Below are 14326 nucleotides of genomic sequence, written 5' to 3'. Positions count from 1 at the left end.
CGAGGCGCCGCGGCATGAGCGCGCGATGGAAGCTCACGCTGAGCTACGCGGGCGTCGTCGTCGTGTCGGGTATCGGGCTGCTCGCGGCGGTCGCCTTCTACCTGCTGCGGTACGTGCCCGACGTGAACATTCCCAACGATCTCGACCTGTTCGTGCCGAATCGCTCCGACCTGATCCGCGCCTTCATCCCTGCGGCCGTCGCGATGATGCTCGTCCTGCTCGCTATCGGGCTGGGCGGCGGCTGGATCATCGCGGGTCGGATGCTGGCTCCCCTCGACCGCATCGGGCGCGCTGCCCGGCTCGCGGCTCAGGGGTCGCTGTCGCATCGGGTGGCCCTCGAAGGGCCGCGCGACGAGTTCCGCGACCTGGCCGACGTCTTCGACTCGATGCTCGAGCAGCTCGAGGCGCACGTCGCCGAGCAGCAGCGGTTCGCCGCCAACGCCTCGCACGAGCTGCGCACCCCGCTCGCGATCTCGCAGACCATGCTCGAAGTCGCCCGAAACGACCCCGATCGAGACGTCGACGCGCTGATCGACCGGCTGCACGAGGTCAACACGCGGGCGATCGAATTGACCGAAGCGCTGCTGATGCTCAGTCGCGCCGAGCGCCGCTCATTCACGCGCGAGCCGATCGACCTCTCACTGCTGGCCGAGGAATCCGCCGAGACGCTGCTTCCGCTCGCCGAACGCCGCGGCGTGACGATCGACGTCGGCGGCGACACCGCGAACGTGCTCGGTTCTCCGGCCCTGCTCCAGCAACTGATCACCAACCTCGTGCACAACGCGATCGTGCACAATCGCCCCGTCGACGGCACCGTCGTCGTCCGAACGCACACCCTGCCGCATGCCGTCGCGCTCGTGGTCGAGAACACCGGCGACGTGCTGCCTGCCCATCTCGTGGCGACGCTCGCCGAGCCCTTCCAACGCGGTGCCGACCGCACCCGCAGCGACGATCACGGGGGCGTCGGCCTGGGCCTCGCGATCGTGCAGCGCATCGCTCAGGCGCACGAGGGGTCGCTCGTGCTCACGGCTCGCCAAGGGGGCGGGTTGAACGTGACGGTGTGGCTGCCGCATCCGTTCCCGGGGCCCCTTGCCTGACGGTGTCCGTCTGAAACCGGGCATCTGAAGCCGGGGCGCCGCCGGTCCGGGGCTGAAGCCGCATGCCGGACGTCCAGGACTGATGCCGACCGCCAGCGGTCCAGGCTCGATGTCGTCTGCAGGACCGAAGCACGGATGCAGGACCGGAAACGTCGTTCAGCCCCGCATCCGTGCTGTGATCCTGCAGACGGGCCGCTGCTGATCGGGGCACTCCGAAAGTGGCCGACCCCGAAGGTCGGCCGACCGCCGACGGTCAAGGTCGGATGCCGTCTGCAGGACCGAAGCACGGATGCAGGACCGGAAACGTCGTTCAGCCCTGCATCCGTGCTGTGATCCTGCAGACGGGCCGCCGCTGGGGCGGGGCCGCCCCCGATGGGACGGGGCCCTCCGGATGCCGGGTCAGGCGACCTCGCCCCGGAGTGCAGCGAGCTCGCGGCCGTAGGTGCGTGCCGACTGCTCGGCGTTCTCCTTGAGCTCGCGGGCGGTGTCGGCGAAGGCGTCGAGTGCCGGGTTCACACCCACGAGCGTGAAGGGCCGCTCGACGACGCGGAGGTCGAGACCCCAGACGTCCTCGAGCACGCGGCGCAGCCATCCGGTGGAGTGGTCCCAACCCTCCTTGGGGGTTCCCGGTGCGTAGTTGCCGCCGAGCACGGTCACGAGGGTCGCGGGCTTGCCGCGGAGCGCAGTGCCCTGGGGGTCGATGCGCGGATCGGTGTACGCCAGGTCGAACCAGGTCTTGAAGTGCTGTGAGACGCCGTAGTTGTAGAGCGGCACGGCGAACAGCAGCGCGTCGGCGGCGATCAGCTCGTCGGCGAAGGTCGTGGCGAGGGCGCGGGCCGCACGCTGGGCATCGGTGCGCTGCGCCTCCTCGACGAAGCCGCCGGTCACGGCATCCGCCCATGCCGTCGCGGGCACGGGGTCGGCGGCGAGGTCGCGGCGGGTCACGGTGGAGTCGGGGTGGGATGCCGTCCACTCTGCTTCGACGAGGTCGGCGAGCGAACGGCTGGCGGACGACGCAGGAAGGATGCTGGCGTCGAGGCGGAACAGGGACATGGAGGTGCCTTTCGTTTGCGTAGTCGCTCTGTTTTTCTTAGCGACTCGCGTTAACGTAGCACAGGTATGATGGGGCCATGGCCGAGATCGACGAAGAGCGTCACGTGTGCGACGCCGCCGTCACACTGGCCTTCAGCGTGCTCGGCAAGCGCTGGAACGGCATGATCGTCTCGTCGCTCGGCGGGGGCTCTTCGACCTTCGTCTCACTGCGCCGCGCAGTCTCGGGCATCAGTGACACCGTGCTCTCCGACCGTCTCGCCGAACTCGCCGAGGCAGGACTCGTCGCCCGCGCGGTCGACGCGGGCCCGCCGGTCACGGTCTCGTACTCGCTGACCGACAGCGGCCAGGGGCTGCTGCCCATCCTCGATCAGCTCGGCACCTGGGCGTCCGCGAACCTCGAGCTCCGCGCTCGTTGACGCCGGCCGAGTGGTCGCCTCCCGCACCCCACCCGGCTGACCGATTCCCGTCGGGCTGACCGGGCCGATCCGTTCACCCAGCAATCCGGGCACTCATCAGCCAGACGACCGGGTGTGCGGCCGCCCGAGTCACCAGGGGCTGGGCTCGTAGTCCTTCAGGAAGACGCCGTGGATGTCTTCGCCGGCCTCGCCGCGCACGATCGGGTCGTACACGCGGGCGGCGCCGTCGACGAGGTCGAGCGGGGCGTGGAAGCCCTCCTCGGCCAGACGCACCTTCGTGTAGTGCGGGCGCTCGTCGGTGATCCAGCCGGTGTCGACGGCGGTCATCAGGATGCCGTCGGTCTCGAGCATCTCGCCGGCGCTCGTGCGGGTCAGCATGTTCAGCGCGGCCTTCGCCATGTTCGTGTGCGGGTGACCCGGGCCCTTGTAGCGGCGCGAGAACTGCCCCTCCATGGCCGAGACGTTGACCACGTACTTGCGGGTCGACGACGATGCGGCCATCGAAGCACGCAGGCGGCTGATCAGCAGGAACGGCGCGGTGGTGTTGGCGAGCTGCACCTCGAGCATCTCGAGCGGATCGACCTGGTCGATCGACTGCACCCAGCTGTTCGAGGTGTTCACGTCCGGCACGAGACCGCCCGCGTCGATCGCGGTGCCGTCTGCGTGCTTCTCGAGCGACGACGACCCGGGGGCCATCGCGAGACGTGCGAGGTCTTCGGCCGTCAGCGCCTGGCCGCCCTGCGCGGCCACGGTTCCGCCGAGGGCCGCGACCGACAGCAGCGGGTGCGAGTCGACCGAGGCCTGCAGCGCCTGCGGGTGCGGGTCGACAGTGTGCCCGAACGTCTCCATCTCGGGCAGGGGTCCGTCGGGAAGCGGCTGCAGCTCGGCATCCGCCAGCAGTGAATACGAGCCCGGCGAGCGGCGCACGGTCTGCGCCGCGTTGTTGATCAGGATGTCGAGCGGACCCTGCGCGGCGACCGAGTCGGCGAGCCCGATCACCTGGGCGGGGTCGCGCAGGTCGATGCCGACCACGCGCAGGCGGTGCAGCCAGTCGCCCGAGTCGGGCAGCGCCGAGAATCGGCGAACCGCATCGCGGGGGAAGCGCGTCGTGATCGTCGTGTGGGCGCCGTCGCGCAGCAGCCGCAGCGCGATGTGCATGCCGATCTTGGCGCGGCCTCCGGTGAGCAGCGCGCGCTTGCCGGTGAGGTCGGTGCGGGCGTTGCGCTTGCCGTGACTGAAGCGCGCGCAGTCGGGGCAGAGCTGGTGATAGAACGCGTCGACCAGCGTGTACGGCTGCTTGCAGATGTAGCAGTTGCGGGGCTTGAGCAGCTCGCCCGCGATGGGGGCGTCGACGACGCTGGTCGCGAGGTCGTGGCCACGGGTCTCGTCGTCGATGCGGTCGGGCGCACCGGTGGCGGTGCGGGCGACGACGGCCCTGTCGGCGTCGGCGATCGCATCGCGGATCTCCTTGCGACGCACGCGCTTGACGGCCTTGAACATCGCGGCGGTCGCGTGGCGCACGGCGACGAAGTCGGGGTGCTCGTTGTCGATCTGGTGCAGTTCGGACAGAACCCGCAGCGTGGTGGCCAGATCTTCGGGGTCGATGCCGGGTCCGAGGTCGGGTGCAGCGTCGGAGGGGGCATCGGTCATTGTGCCGATTTTACGCGAGATCGCGCGGTGCTTTCCTGGGAAGGCTGGACCGCGGACCGCCGGTCGGCGTTCACAACTCAGCAAGAATCGGCGTCGTCGACGAGAGGCGGGCCGAAACAGCGGGAAAAACGGCTTCCCGAGTCGCTGTCTGTGCTGAATTGTGAACGCCTCGCTGCTGAGGAGCGGGACCGCGCACGGCCCCGCCCCTCAGCATCCGATGGCTCCGGTGGCTCTGACCGGGTCAGTGTCCGGCGGCGCCGACCACCACGAACTCGCCGGGCACGACGTCGAGCGTCGCCTCGGCCGAGATCTCGCCGGTGTGCAGGTCGACGGCCAGGATGCGGTTCTCCGCGGGCTCCGTCACGTACGCGATGTCTCCGACGACGCGCAGGCCCGGGTGCGGCTGCTGCCACTCTTCGGGGCTCTCCCACGGCTCGATGACATCCCACGAATCGACGACAGCGCCGGCCTCGTCGAGCACGTTGAGCGTGCCGTCGGATGCCAGCACGATGATGTTGTCGTGGCCGTCACGGCCGACCCCGCGCCAGGTGTACTCCACACCCTCGGGCAGGGCGACGACGGACAGGGTCTGCGCATCGGTGTCCACGAGCGCGAGCTCCGAGAGCAGGTAGCCTTCCTGATCGGGGTCCGACTTGTAGTCGAGCGCTGCGATCGCGCTGGTGTCGGTCACGTAGGCATTTCCCGAGCGACCGAACGTGTCGGGGGCGTCGAGCTTCGTGAAGGCGCCGTCTGCGAACACGAGCACGCCGTCTTCGCAGCCGAACACGATGGTCTCGCCCTTCAGGGCGCCTTCGCCGTGCACCCCGGGGCACTGCTCGTCGCGGGCGAGCTCCGAGCCGTCGTCGGCGAGCAGACGCACGCCGCTGCGCGACTCCGACGTGCCGATGGTCGACAGCAGCGTGCCGTCCGACAGCTCGATGGCGACGCCGTGGTGAGCCGCTTCCGACTCGACGGTCTGCGACTCCGGCAGGGTTCCTGTGCCGACAGCATCGGTGTCGAACAGGGTCACGTCTCCGGTGCCGTCGTCGAACAGCGCGGTGCGCCCGGCATGCGGGGTGGCGTGGCCGGGGGTGACGGCATCGAACACCTCGCCCGTGAACTCGACGGTGTCGGATGCGAGACCGGTGTCGAGCACGTGGAAGCCGTCGGCCGCGGTGACGAAGACGTGTCCGTCATGGTCGCCGGCCGGGTTGACGCGCAGGAATCCGTCGAGCTCGGCGGAGTCGACGGTCTCGAGGGTCTCGCCGTCGAGCACGACGATGCCGCCGTCGTAGGCGACGGCGACCCTCGTGTCGCCCTCGTGCGCCGATGAGGATTCGGGTTCTCCGGACGCGGACGGCGCTGCGGTCGCGCATCCGGCGAGCGCGACCACGGCGAGCGCGGCGATCGCGCCGGCCGCGAGGCGGCTGCGGGCAGGTCGATGCATGGGGTTCTCCTTCTTCTGGTGGGTGCGCAGGCTGCGCGTGACGACGGATGCCGTCGATGAGTTCGGGTGCGGCTCAGCCGACGAGCTGGATCTGATGGGGATCGAGGCCGTCGAGGGTGCGGGTCACGGCACCGTCGGCGTGGTCGATCTCGAACACGGCTCCGGTCGCCGGGTCGGAGACATAGGCATGGCGGGCGTCGACCAGGAGCTGCACCCGATCGCGCAGGGAGGGGTCGGAGGCGGATGCCGCGAGGAGCGGCTCTGTTCTGGCGAGCTCGGTGCCGTCCGGAGCGAGCACGCGCACGGTGCCGTCGGTCGCGATCACGACCGTGCGACTCTCGTCGTCGCCGATCGCCGCGGCACGGATCAGCGGGGTGTCTGCGGCGAGCAGCATCCATTCGCGGGCTCTGACGTCGAGCAACCAGGCGCCCTGGTCGGCGGCGATGCCCGCGAGGTCGGGGCGGTCGGCGCGTCCGGCGAGGTCGGAGGCCGGCGCGGATCCCGCCGGATACGGGATGAGCTCAGCGGCGAGCGCTCCCCCGACCTGTCGGGTGACGAGCACCGCTCCGGCGTCGCAGGCGAAGACGGCGCCCACGCGGGTGAGGTCGGCATCGGTCGAGCTCGTGCAGGGCGCGCCGACGCCGGTCGCGGTGCCCTCGGTGTCGACGATGTGGATCATCTCGCCTGCGGCCGCGAGGAGGTGTCCCGAGAACGGGACGACGGGGCCGGTCGGATCGACGGGGAGAGTGACGCGTGGGGCGTCCTCGATGTCGGCGAGCTTCTCGTGATCGACGAGGGCGACCTCTCTGCCGAAGCGGACGGCGGTGGCGCTGTCGCCGACCCGGATGTCGGCGGGGCCGGTTCCGTCGATCGACCCGGTGATGCCGGCATCACCGAGGAAAGAGTGCGTGTGGTCGCCGTGCGGCACCGTCCACCGGCCCGAGTCGATGATGTCGACGCGGGTGCCGTCTCCGTCGACATGGATCAGGTGGGCGAAACGGCCGACGCCGAGCACGGCATCCGCATCCGCATCCGCATCCGCGAGCGTCGAGCGTTCTGCGGTCTCGAGGTCGAGCAGGGTGAGCTCGCCGTCCGCGTCGGCGATGACGAGTGCGAGCGCCGGCGATGCGACCTCGGCGGCTCCCCCGCCGTCGACTCCGTCGTTCGGCGCGACCGCCGCGCTCGAGGCGGGTGCGGGAGCGTCGGATGCTGCGCACGAGGTCACGGTCAGACCGGCGGCGAGCAGCGAAGCGAGAACGAGTGTGCGGCCGGCGCGGGGAGAGGGGGTCACGAGACTCCACACTATTGAGAACGATTCTCACTCTCAAGTCGAGGTGCTGTGCGTGGGAGTTCGGGCAGGTCGGACGACACGGCGAAGTACGCGTGCATGAGGGGAGTCCGTGGGCGTGTGCGCCGTCTGGATGCGGAGAACGGGGACTTCTGGGGCGCTCTTCACCGTGACGGGCGTACACGCTCCGTCCACGTCCGACGCGCGCCGGCCCTTGCCGAAACGTCGGACCCTCGGCGTAGGGTCTGAACATGAGCAGCCACACCGAAACCCCAGGAGTCGTCCCGTCCTACCTGCTCGCGCGCCTCGCCGAGTCGGGCCGCTACCCCCGCGCCGCTGCGGCCGCGCGGCAGACGCTCACGGCGGGCAGACCGCCGTTCCGCGCACGCCTCGACCTCTCGATCGACGAGAACGGCGACCTCGTCGCCCAGCTTTCCGATGCCCCCAACCGCACGATCAGCGACGCGGGCAACACGCAGACCCTCCCCGGTGCGATCGTGCGCAGTGAAGACGACGAGCCGGTCGCCGACACGTCCGTCAACGAGGCGTTCGACGGCCTCGGGGCCACGTTCGAGATGCTGCTCTCCGCCTTCGGCCGCAACTCGCTCAACGACGCCGGCGCGCCGCTCGATGCGACCGTGCACTACGGCATCGACTACGACAACGCCTTCTGGGACGGCGAGCGCATGGTGTTCGGCGACGGCGACGGCGAGGTCTTCGTCGGCTTCACCTCGTCGACCACCGTCATCGGTCACGAGCTGGCACACGGCGTCGTGCAGTACACCGCCAACCTGGAGTACCAGGGGCAGCCGGGTGCGCTCAACGAGTCGATCGCCGACGTCTTCGGCGCTCTCACCGAGCAGCACCTCCTCGGGCAGAGCGCAGCAGATGCGACCTGGCTCATCGGTGCCGAGATCTTCACGGATGCCGTGCAGGGCAGCGCACTGCGCTCCATGATCGAGCCGGGCACCGCCTACGACGACGACGAGCTCGGCAAGGATCCGCAGCCGGCGCACATGAGCGGTTTCGTCCGCACGACCGAAGACAACGGCGGCGTGCACATCAACTCCGGCATCCCCAATCGCGCCTTCGCCCTCTTCGCGATCGACCTCGGCGGCAACGCGTGGGAGACCGCAGGAACCGTCTGGTATCGCGCGCTCACAGGCGGGGTGTCGAGCACCGCGAGCTTCACCGAGTTCGCCGACGCGACCGTCGCCGCGGCATCCGCCATCGACGACGCCACGGCCGCAGCCGCTCGACGTGCGTGGGCGACCGTGGGAGTCTATGAAGATGAGCGAGTCCCCCGCACCGACTGACCCGCAGGTCGTCATCGCGGTGGTGCGCACGGGCGGCATCGCCGGCATCCGTCGCAAATGGCAGGTCGAACCCGATCCCGCCGAGACGCACCACTGGATCGCGATGGTCGACAGCTGCCCGTGGGATGCCGACAGCGACACCGATTCGGGCGCAGACCGCTTCGTCTGGCTGATCAGAGTGCGCACGCCGTCAGAGGAGCGCGAGCGGGAGCTTCCCGACTCCGCACTGGACGGCCCGTGGCGAGAACTCGTCGACGCCGTCCGCGAGGCATCCGCCTGACGCCCCGCACCGAGCGAGGCGGCCGCGACGAACCACCATCGCTGAGGGAATGACGACAAGAGGGGACATCATGCCGACGAGCGAAGAGGCCACGCGCCTGCTGCAGCTGTCACGCGACGCCTACGACCGCGGCGATGCGCTGCTGCACCTGCAGGCCGAGGTCAGCCGACTGACCGGCCAGCCCTCGTCATGGGGTTCCGCGGAGAACGACTTCGTGAGCGACGATCACGTCGGCTACTTCCTCAGCGAGGTCGAGCGCATCGGGTGGCGTCTCGAGCACACCGGCTACACGTTCGTCGAATCCGGCGCGACGACCTCGGCGCGCATGCTGAGCACCGGCACCGGCGTCGTCAACCACGGCCATGTCGCGGGGTACTTCACGTTCCGTCGCGTCGGTTGACGGCATCCGTCTGCACCGACCGTCCGAAGCGACCAATCCGGTGTGAATCCGGCCTCCCTGCCGCGGGGCAGGTCGAGAATGGGACCCATGGGACTTTTCCAGCAGCGCACCGACGAAGAAGAGAACCAGTGGACTCTGCCCTCCGAGCCGCTCGAACGCACGGAGTCTGAGGTGCTCGACGAGGTGCCGGCCGTCGACCCGCTGTCGATCGGCCTGGGGCTCGGTCCCGGTGTGTCGGTCAGTTCGGTCGCGTTCCCCGTCGCGCCGCCCGCGCCCGAGTCGTCCTCGACCGAGAACGGCGAACCCGACCCCGAACCCGAGGACTGACGTCGGCCTCGCTGCGCCTCAGTCCGCGAGCTGCGGGGCCAGGTCGACCCGTGTTCGCGGAAGCGCGTCGGGGTGCTCTCGCTGCAGCCAGCCGATGATCTTCTCCCGCACCTCGCAGCGCAACGTCCACTGATCGCCCGAGTCCTTGGCCGACATCACCAGGCGCACGGTGACGAAACCACCCTGGGCATCCGTGACGGCCGCGTCCCACGACCGCCCGTCCCACGCCGGCGACGCTTCGACGATGCGCTGGAACTCCTGGCGCAGCTCGTCCATCGGCACCCGCCAGTCGAGATCCAGATAGACCGTGCCGAGGATCTTGTCGGACTTCCTGGTCCAGGTCTCGATCGGCGTGGTCGTGAAGTAACTGCACGGCACGACGAGTCGCCGCTCATCCCAGACGTAGATGACCACGTACGAGAGGTTGATCTCACCGACCCGCCCCCACTCCCCCTGGATGACCACGACATCGCCGACCTTGATCGCATCGGTGAACGCGACCTGCACGCCTGCGATCAGGTTGCCGAGGATCGATTGCGCGGCAAGGCCCGCGATGATGCTGACGATTCCGGCGGAGGCGAGAAGGCTCGTGCCGACTGCACGCATCTCGGGGAACGTGAACAGCACGGTGCCCAATGCGAGCACGGCGATCGTGACCAGCACGAGGCGGTGGATGACGAGCAGCTGCGTGCGCCGACGGCGCGCCTCCGGACCGACGAGCACGGCCTCTTCACGGTCGATGAGCCTCTCGAAGCCGAATGAGACCGATGCGGCGAGAAGCCACGACCCGGTCAGGATGGTGGCGATCAAGAAGATCCTCGACACCGATGGCCACCAGGACTGCTCCGCGGGTTCGGTGACGGACGCGGCGATCCAGATCGCGACCACCGCCGCTGCCACGATCATCGCGTTGCGCACCCGACGGGCGAGATCACGCACCCACGGCACCCGCCGGCTGATCAGGTTGGCGACCAGAGCGAGCAGCGCGAGTGCGGCTGCGGCGACGACGATCGCGGTGCCGATCGCCACCGCGCTGCCGATCCAGGAATTCCATGTGAAGTCGGAAGGCATCACTCCACACTATGCCGCGGGCGGGCAGCACGCGAAAGACGCCGGCCAGCGTGCGGTGTCGCCGCGCGCGGCTACGGTTGAGGGATGACGATCACCGCCGCCGCAGACGGCTCCGCCCTGGGCAACCCCGGCCCCAACGGCTGGGCCTGGTACATCGACGACGACAACTGGGCCGCGGGCGGTTCGCCGCACGGCACGAACAACCAGGGCGAGCTGCGGGCCGTGCTCGAGCTGCTGCAGGCGACAGCAGGCATCTCTGAGAAGCTGATGATCGAGTGCGACAGCCGCTACGTGATCGACTCGGTGACCAAGTGGATGCCGGGCTGGAAGCGCAAGGGCTGGCGCAAGTCAGACGGCGGGCCGGTGCTCAACCGCGATCTGCTCGAAGGCATCGACGAGGCCATCCGCGGGCGCGACGTCGAATTCTCGTGGGTCAAGGGCCACGCCGGTCACCCCTTGAACGAGGCGGCGGACGAGCGTGCGAACGCCGCCGCCAAGGCCTACCAGGCGAAGCAGGAGCCGCGCCGCGGACCCGGCTTCACCATGTCGACGGGTGCCGGGGCCGCCGTCGCCGCATCCGCACCGATCGCCGCGGCCGCTCCGGCATCCGCTTCCCCTCCTGTCTCAACTGCTGCCACCACGAGCGCGCAGACGGCGATCGCCGAGCCGCTGTGGGCCGAGGCATCCGATCTGCTCGACGGCCTCGATGCCCCCGTCGACGACCCGATCGTGGTGCAGTTGGCGCTTTCGTCCGATGAGCACGCCCGCCTGCGAGACAGCGCTGAGGCGCAGGGCATCTCGCTTGAGGAGGCGCTCCGCCGCCTGATCTGAGGCGCGCGGGGCTTCAGCCGCACAGCCCGCGTACACTCGCACCATGCCCAAGAAGAGTGTCGCGCGTACCGTCGGTCGGATCTTCCTCGGCTCCTTCCTCCTCTTCGCCGGCGTCTCGCATCTGACCTTCGCGCGAGACGAGTTCCAGGCGCAGGTGCCGGACTGGGTGCCGCTCGATCCGGACGTGACGGTGCTCGCCTCGGGCGTCGTCGAGGTCGGTCTGGGTGCGGCCCTGCTCGTCGCACGCAAGCGTCGGGGGCTGGTCGGCGTGATCACCGCGCTGTTCTTCGTCGCCGTCTTCCCCGGCAACATCGCGCAGTGGGTCGAGCACCGCGACGCCTTCGGCCTCGACACCGACATGAAGCGCTTCGTGCGGCTGTTCTTCCAGCCCGTGCTCATCGCACTCGCGATCTGGTCGACGCGCACCCCGCGCCGCGCCGATCGCATGGCCGCGCTCTGACCTCGTCGCCGCTGCTCGTTCACAATTCAGCATGAAAGCCGGTAAGCCAGCAGAGAGGAGGCGGTTTTCGTGAGAACCGCCTCCTCCTGCTGAATTGTGAACGTCAGACCGCGAGCAGCTCCCGCTCGAGGCGTGCGTACGAGGTCTCCATGCCGTCGGCCATGCCGGTGGCGAGGATCATGTCGCGCGTCTCCTTGTCGGGGTACTCGATGTAGAGCGTGATCAGCGTCGCACCGTCCTCTTCATAGAGGTTCAGGTCGTTCAGCGTCTCGACCGGCATCCCGACCATCCGTTCGGTCTGCACCGAACGCCGGGGCGCGTCGATGAGCAGCGCCTCGCCCTCGAATCCGAACGCCTGCCCCTCGGTGTCACCCACGGGCGCCCACGAGTTGCGGTAGGTCTGACCCACCTCGGTCGCGACGACGCACTCGGTCATCTCCCACCCGTCGGGGCCCAGCAGCCACTGCTTCATGAGTTCGGGATCGTTGTGCGCACGCCAGACCAGCTCGCGCGGCCCCTCGACGAGACGCGTGATGCGCACGTGGGTGTCGTCGAGCAGCTCGACCTGCGTGCCCTTGCCCTGCGCGTAGTCGCGGAGGTCCTGCAGCACCGCGTCGAGCTGGCTCATCGCGAGCTTCGTGCCCTCGACCGCGCCCATCGACACGACCTGCTCGAGCGCATCGGCCGAGCTGAAGTAGCTCGTGGTGACCATCCGCGTGCCGTCTGCCGTGGGCTCGAACGTGAACACCATGCGCATGGAAGGCAGGTCGGGGTCGGGCGTGCCCTCTTCGTCGGCGAACGCGTCGAGCACCTCGAAGCCGTGCGGGGCATCGATGCGCAGGAACTCCCACGTGCCCGAGGCCTTCTCGCCGCGGGGGCCGTTCATGGTGTAGTTGGCCTTGCCGCCCACCGTGTGGTCCCACTTCGTGAACGTGGCCGGCCATCCGGGAGGGCCCCAGAAGCGCTCGAGCTGACGCGGGTCGCTGTAGGCGTCCCAGACCCGCTCGACAGGGGCGGCGAAATCTGCGAGAACCGTCATGGTCAGGTTCTCGGCATCAGTGGTGACATCGGTGACAGGCATTGTCAGTCTCCTTCTTGGGTTCGTGGTTCATCGGTGGTGTCGTCGTCGGACCGATCGGTCCCTGAGCGTGCCGGCGTCTCGGCCAGCAGCTCGTCGAGTCGGGCGATGCGCGACCGCCACAGCTCTTCGTATCGGGCGAGCAGCGCCCTGGCGCGGGCGATCATCTCGGGGTTCGCGCGGACGAGCCGCTCGCGTCCCTCGGCGCGCTTGACGATGAGATTCGCTGCTTCGAGCACGGCCACGTGCTTCTGCACCGCGGCGAACGACATCTCGTATTCGGAGGCGAGGGTCGAGACGGACTGCTCCCGCTCGATCGTCCGGCGCAGGATGTCTCGCCGGGTCGACGTCGCCAGTGCGTGGAACACACGGTCGACCTCCGCTTCGCTCAGTTCTCTTTGTGCAACCATTTGGTTGTACGTTAGACCCGGGCGGGGCGGATGTCAACAGGTTCGATAATTGAAGTGGCAGGTTCGAGCGCTCCCGCCTTCCGCACCGCGCGGCAGACCACTCGATCTGCTGGAAGGAAGACACTATGAAAGCTCTCCGTTACGTCGAGATCGGCAAGCCGCCCGTCGTCGTCGACATTCCGATTCCGAAGCCGGGGCCGGGTCAGGTCCTGCTCAAGGTCACCGCTGGCGGCGTCTGCCACTCCGACGACTACGTCATGGGCCTCCCCGAGAAGGACTACCTCGAGCAGAGCTACCCGCTGCCGCTGACGCTCGGTCATGAAGGCGCGGGGATCGTGCACGAGATCGGTGAGGGCGTCGACTCGACGCTGAAGGTCGGAGACGCCGTCGCGGTCTACGGACCGTGGGGCTGCGGACGTTGCCACAACTGCTCGCAGGGAATGGAGAACTACTGCACGAACGCCGCCGCTGAGGGCATCCGCCCTCCCGGTCTCGGCAGCCAGGGCTCGATGGCCGAGTACATGATCGTCGACGACGCCCGCCACCTCGTGCCGCTCGGCGACCTCGACCCCGCGCAGAACGTCTCGCTGACGGATGCCGGCCTCACCCCGTACCACGCGATCAAGCGCTCACTCCCGAAGCTCGGTGCAGGCACCTTCGCGGTGGTCATCGGCACCGGCGGCCTCGGCCACGTCGGCATCCAGATCCTGAAGGCGATCTCGGGTGCCACGGTCATCGCCCTCGACGTGAACGACACCAAGCTGGCGCTCGCCACAGAGGTCGGCGCCGATCACGTGCTGATCAGCGATGCCTCCGCCGCCGACAAGATCCGCGAGATCACCGGCGGCCTGGGCGCGAACGCCGTGTTCGACTTCGTCGGCGCCAACCCGACGATGGCGCTCGCGCAGAGCGTGGCGGCGCTGGACTCAGACGTCACGATCGTCGGCATCGGCGGCGGGACCATGAGCCTCGGCTTCGGTGCGATCGCCTACGACGCGGCCGTGCGCATCCCCTACTGGGGCTCCCGCTCCGAGCTGATCGAGGTCCTCGACCTCGCCCGCGCGGGCAAGATCCACGTGCAGACCGAGACCTACTCGCTCGACGACGGCCCGAAGGCCTACGAGGACCTCGCCGCGAACAGCATCCGCGGTCGCGCTGTCATCGTCCCGTGACGCACGAGCGCCGTGCGGTCGGGCACCGAC

General features: G+C 69.1%; 16 protein-coding genes. 9 read left to right on the top strand and 7 right to left on the bottom strand.

Features of this window, described 5'->3' with window-relative positions; all coding sequences use genetic code 11:
- The first annotated feature begins 14 nt into the window (after positions 1-14).
- The gene (locus tag OPU70_RS16055) at positions 15-1097 is read left to right on the top strand and encodes a sensor histidine kinase (protein ID WP_042538354.1); all 1083 of its coding nucleotides are present in this window, start codon (positions 15-17) and stop codon (positions 1095-1097) included.
- Between the two features lie 399 nt (positions 1098-1496).
- On the opposite strand, the gene OPU70_RS16050 is transcribed toward OPU70_RS16055, so the two are convergent.
- Positions 1497-2150 carry an FMN-dependent NADH-azoreductase gene (locus OPU70_RS16050; RefSeq protein ID WP_455904089.1) on the bottom strand — a complete coding sequence of 218 codons (654 nt, stop codon included), beginning with the start codon at positions 2148-2150 and terminating at the stop codon, positions 1497-1499.
- Between the two features lie 77 nt (positions 2151-2227).
- Between OPU70_RS16050 and OPU70_RS16045 the strand changes: the two genes are divergently transcribed.
- On the top strand, positions 2228-2566 hold the full coding sequence (locus OPU70_RS16045; RefSeq protein WP_498558235.1) for a winged helix-turn-helix transcriptional regulator: 339 nt from the start codon (positions 2228-2230) through the stop codon (positions 2564-2566).
- A 129-nt stretch (positions 2567-2695) separates the two neighbouring features.
- Here OPU70_RS16045 and OPU70_RS16040 read toward each other — a convergent pair whose 3' ends face one another.
- The 3 genes from OPU70_RS16040 to OPU70_RS16030 all read right to left on the bottom strand — a co-directional run bounded on the left by OPU70_RS16040 (position 2696) and on the right by OPU70_RS16030 (position 6954).
- The gene (locus OPU70_RS16040; protein ID WP_498558234.1) at positions 2696-4216 is read right to left on the bottom strand and encodes an SDR family NAD(P)-dependent oxidoreductase; all 1521 of its coding nucleotides are present in this window, start codon (positions 4214-4216) and stop codon (positions 2696-2698) included.
- Between the two features lie 241 nt (positions 4217-4457).
- Positions 4458-5663, bottom strand: coding sequence for a hypothetical protein (locus OPU70_RS16035; RefSeq protein WP_498558233.1), 1206 nt, complete (start codon positions 5661-5663; stop codon positions 4458-4460).
- 73 nt (positions 5664-5736) lie between these two features.
- A complete protein-coding gene (locus OPU70_RS16030) occupies positions 5737-6954 on the bottom strand; it encodes a hypothetical protein (protein WP_498558232.1) in 1218 nt (405 codons plus the stop codon).
- Between the two features lie 248 nt (positions 6955-7202).
- Between OPU70_RS16030 and OPU70_RS16025 the strand changes: the two genes are divergently transcribed.
- The 4 genes from OPU70_RS16025 (at position 7203) to OPU70_RS16010 (ending at position 9274) form a co-directional block, all read left to right on the top strand.
- Positions 7203-8267: a M4 family metallopeptidase gene (locus OPU70_RS16025; protein ID WP_498558231.1), complete on the top strand. Its 1065-nt coding sequence runs from the start codon at positions 7203-7205 to the stop codon at positions 8265-8267.
- Complete coding sequence (locus OPU70_RS16020; protein ID WP_042538225.1) at positions 8242-8547, top strand: protealysin inhibitor emfourin; 306 nt, start codon at positions 8242-8244, stop codon at positions 8545-8547. The genes OPU70_RS16025 and OPU70_RS16020 overlap by 26 nt, the downstream gene beginning before the upstream one ends.
- A gap of 70 nt (positions 8548-8617) precedes the next feature.
- Positions 8618-8947 (top strand): hypothetical protein, encoded by a 330-nt coding sequence (locus tag OPU70_RS16015; protein WP_042538227.1) that lies wholly within the window; start codon positions 8618-8620, stop codon positions 8945-8947.
- Between the two features lie 87 nt (positions 8948-9034).
- Positions 9035-9274, top strand: coding sequence for a hypothetical protein (locus tag OPU70_RS16010; protein ID WP_311877223.1), 240 nt, complete (start codon positions 9035-9037; stop codon positions 9272-9274).
- Positions 9275-9292: 18 nt separating this feature from the next.
- Here the strand turns inward: OPU70_RS16010 and OPU70_RS16005 are convergent, their stop codons facing one another.
- On the bottom strand, positions 9293-10345 hold the full coding sequence (locus tag OPU70_RS16005) for a mechanosensitive ion channel family protein (RefSeq protein ID WP_498558230.1): 1053 nt from the start codon (positions 10343-10345) through the stop codon (positions 9293-9295).
- 84 nt (positions 10346-10429) lie between these two features.
- On the opposite strand from OPU70_RS16005, the gene OPU70_RS16000 reads away from it, so the two are divergent.
- Together OPU70_RS16000 and OPU70_RS15995 are read left to right on the top strand one after the other, a co-directional pair.
- Complete coding sequence (locus tag OPU70_RS16000) at positions 10430-11176, top strand: ribonuclease H family protein (RefSeq protein ID WP_042538233.1); 747 nt, start codon at positions 10430-10432, stop codon at positions 11174-11176.
- Positions 11177-11219: 43 nt separating this feature from the next.
- Entirely contained in the window at positions 11220-11636 is a 417-nt protein-coding gene (locus tag OPU70_RS15995; RefSeq protein WP_042538235.1) for a DoxX family protein, read from the top strand.
- A gap of 103 nt (positions 11637-11739) precedes the next feature.
- Here the strand turns inward: OPU70_RS15995 and OPU70_RS15990 are convergent, their stop codons facing one another.
- Together OPU70_RS15990 and OPU70_RS15985 are read right to left on the bottom strand one after the other, a co-directional pair.
- Complete coding sequence (locus tag OPU70_RS15990) at positions 11740-12717, bottom strand: SRPBCC family protein (protein WP_056375372.1); 978 nt, start codon at positions 12715-12717, stop codon at positions 11740-11742.
- 2 nt (positions 12718-12719) lie between these two features.
- Positions 12720-13124: an ArsR/SmtB family transcription factor gene (locus OPU70_RS15985; RefSeq protein ID WP_498558229.1), complete on the bottom strand. Its 405-nt coding sequence runs from the start codon at positions 13122-13124 to the stop codon at positions 12720-12722.
- Between the two features lie 125 nt (positions 13125-13249).
- Here OPU70_RS15985 and OPU70_RS15980 point away from each other — a divergent pair, with 125 nt between their 5' ends.
- A complete protein-coding gene (locus OPU70_RS15980; protein WP_498558228.1) occupies positions 13250-14296 on the top strand; it encodes an NAD(P)-dependent alcohol dehydrogenase in 1047 nt (348 codons plus the stop codon).
- The last annotated feature ends 30 nt before the right edge of the window (positions 14297-14326 follow it).

The sequence above is a fragment of the Microbacterium sp. SWDP-B6 genome, from assembly GCF_059803615.1.
This window is presented reverse-complemented; position numbering and strand designations above follow the sequence as displayed.

Excerpts from the sequence above, each read along its gene's own strand:
- OPU70_RS16055 (WP_042538354.1), top strand. The coding sequence starts at position 15 with ATGAGCGCGCGATGGAAGCTCACGCTGAGCTACGCGGGCGTCGTCGTC.
- OPU70_RS16050 (WP_455904089.1), bottom strand. The coding sequence starts at position 2,150 with ATGTCCCTGTTCCGCCTCGACGCCAGCATCCTTCCTGCGTCGTCCGCC.
- OPU70_RS16045 (WP_498558235.1), top strand. The coding sequence starts at position 2,228 with ATGGCCGAGATCGACGAAGAGCGTCACGTGTGCGACGCCGCCGTCACA.
- OPU70_RS16040 (WP_498558234.1), bottom strand. The coding sequence starts at position 4,216 with ATGACCGATGCCCCCTCCGACGCTGCACCCGACCTCGGACCCGGCATC.
- OPU70_RS16035 (WP_498558233.1), bottom strand. The coding sequence starts at position 5,663 with ATGCATCGACCTGCCCGCAGCCGCCTCGCGGCCGGCGCGATCGCCGCG.
- OPU70_RS16025 (WP_498558231.1), top strand. The coding sequence starts at position 7,203 with ATGAGCAGCCACACCGAAACCCCAGGAGTCGTCCCGTCCTACCTGCTC.
- OPU70_RS16020 (WP_042538225.1), top strand. The coding sequence starts at position 8,242 with ATGAGCGAGTCCCCCGCACCGACTGACCCGCAGGTCGTCATCGCGGTG.
- OPU70_RS16015 (WP_042538227.1), top strand. The coding sequence starts at position 8,618 with ATGCCGACGAGCGAAGAGGCCACGCGCCTGCTGCAGCTGTCACGCGAC.
- OPU70_RS16010 (WP_311877223.1), top strand. The coding sequence starts at position 9,035 with ATGGGACTTTTCCAGCAGCGCACCGACGAAGAAGAGAACCAGTGGACT.
- OPU70_RS16005 (WP_498558230.1), bottom strand. The coding sequence starts at position 10,345 with ATGCCTTCCGACTTCACATGGAATTCCTGGATCGGCAGCGCGGTGGCG.
- OPU70_RS16000 (WP_042538233.1), top strand. The coding sequence starts at position 10,430 with ATGACGATCACCGCCGCCGCAGACGGCTCCGCCCTGGGCAACCCCGGC.
- OPU70_RS15995 (WP_042538235.1), top strand. The coding sequence starts at position 11,220 with ATGCCCAAGAAGAGTGTCGCGCGTACCGTCGGTCGGATCTTCCTCGGC.
- OPU70_RS15990 (WP_056375372.1), bottom strand. The coding sequence starts at position 12,717 with ATGCCTGTCACCGATGTCACCACTGATGCCGAGAACCTGACCATGACG.
- OPU70_RS15985 (WP_498558229.1), bottom strand. The coding sequence starts at position 13,124 with ATGGTTGCACAAAGAGAACTGAGCGAAGCGGAGGTCGACCGTGTGTTC.
- OPU70_RS15980 (WP_498558228.1), top strand. The coding sequence starts at position 13,250 with ATGAAAGCTCTCCGTTACGTCGAGATCGGCAAGCCGCCCGTCGTCGTC.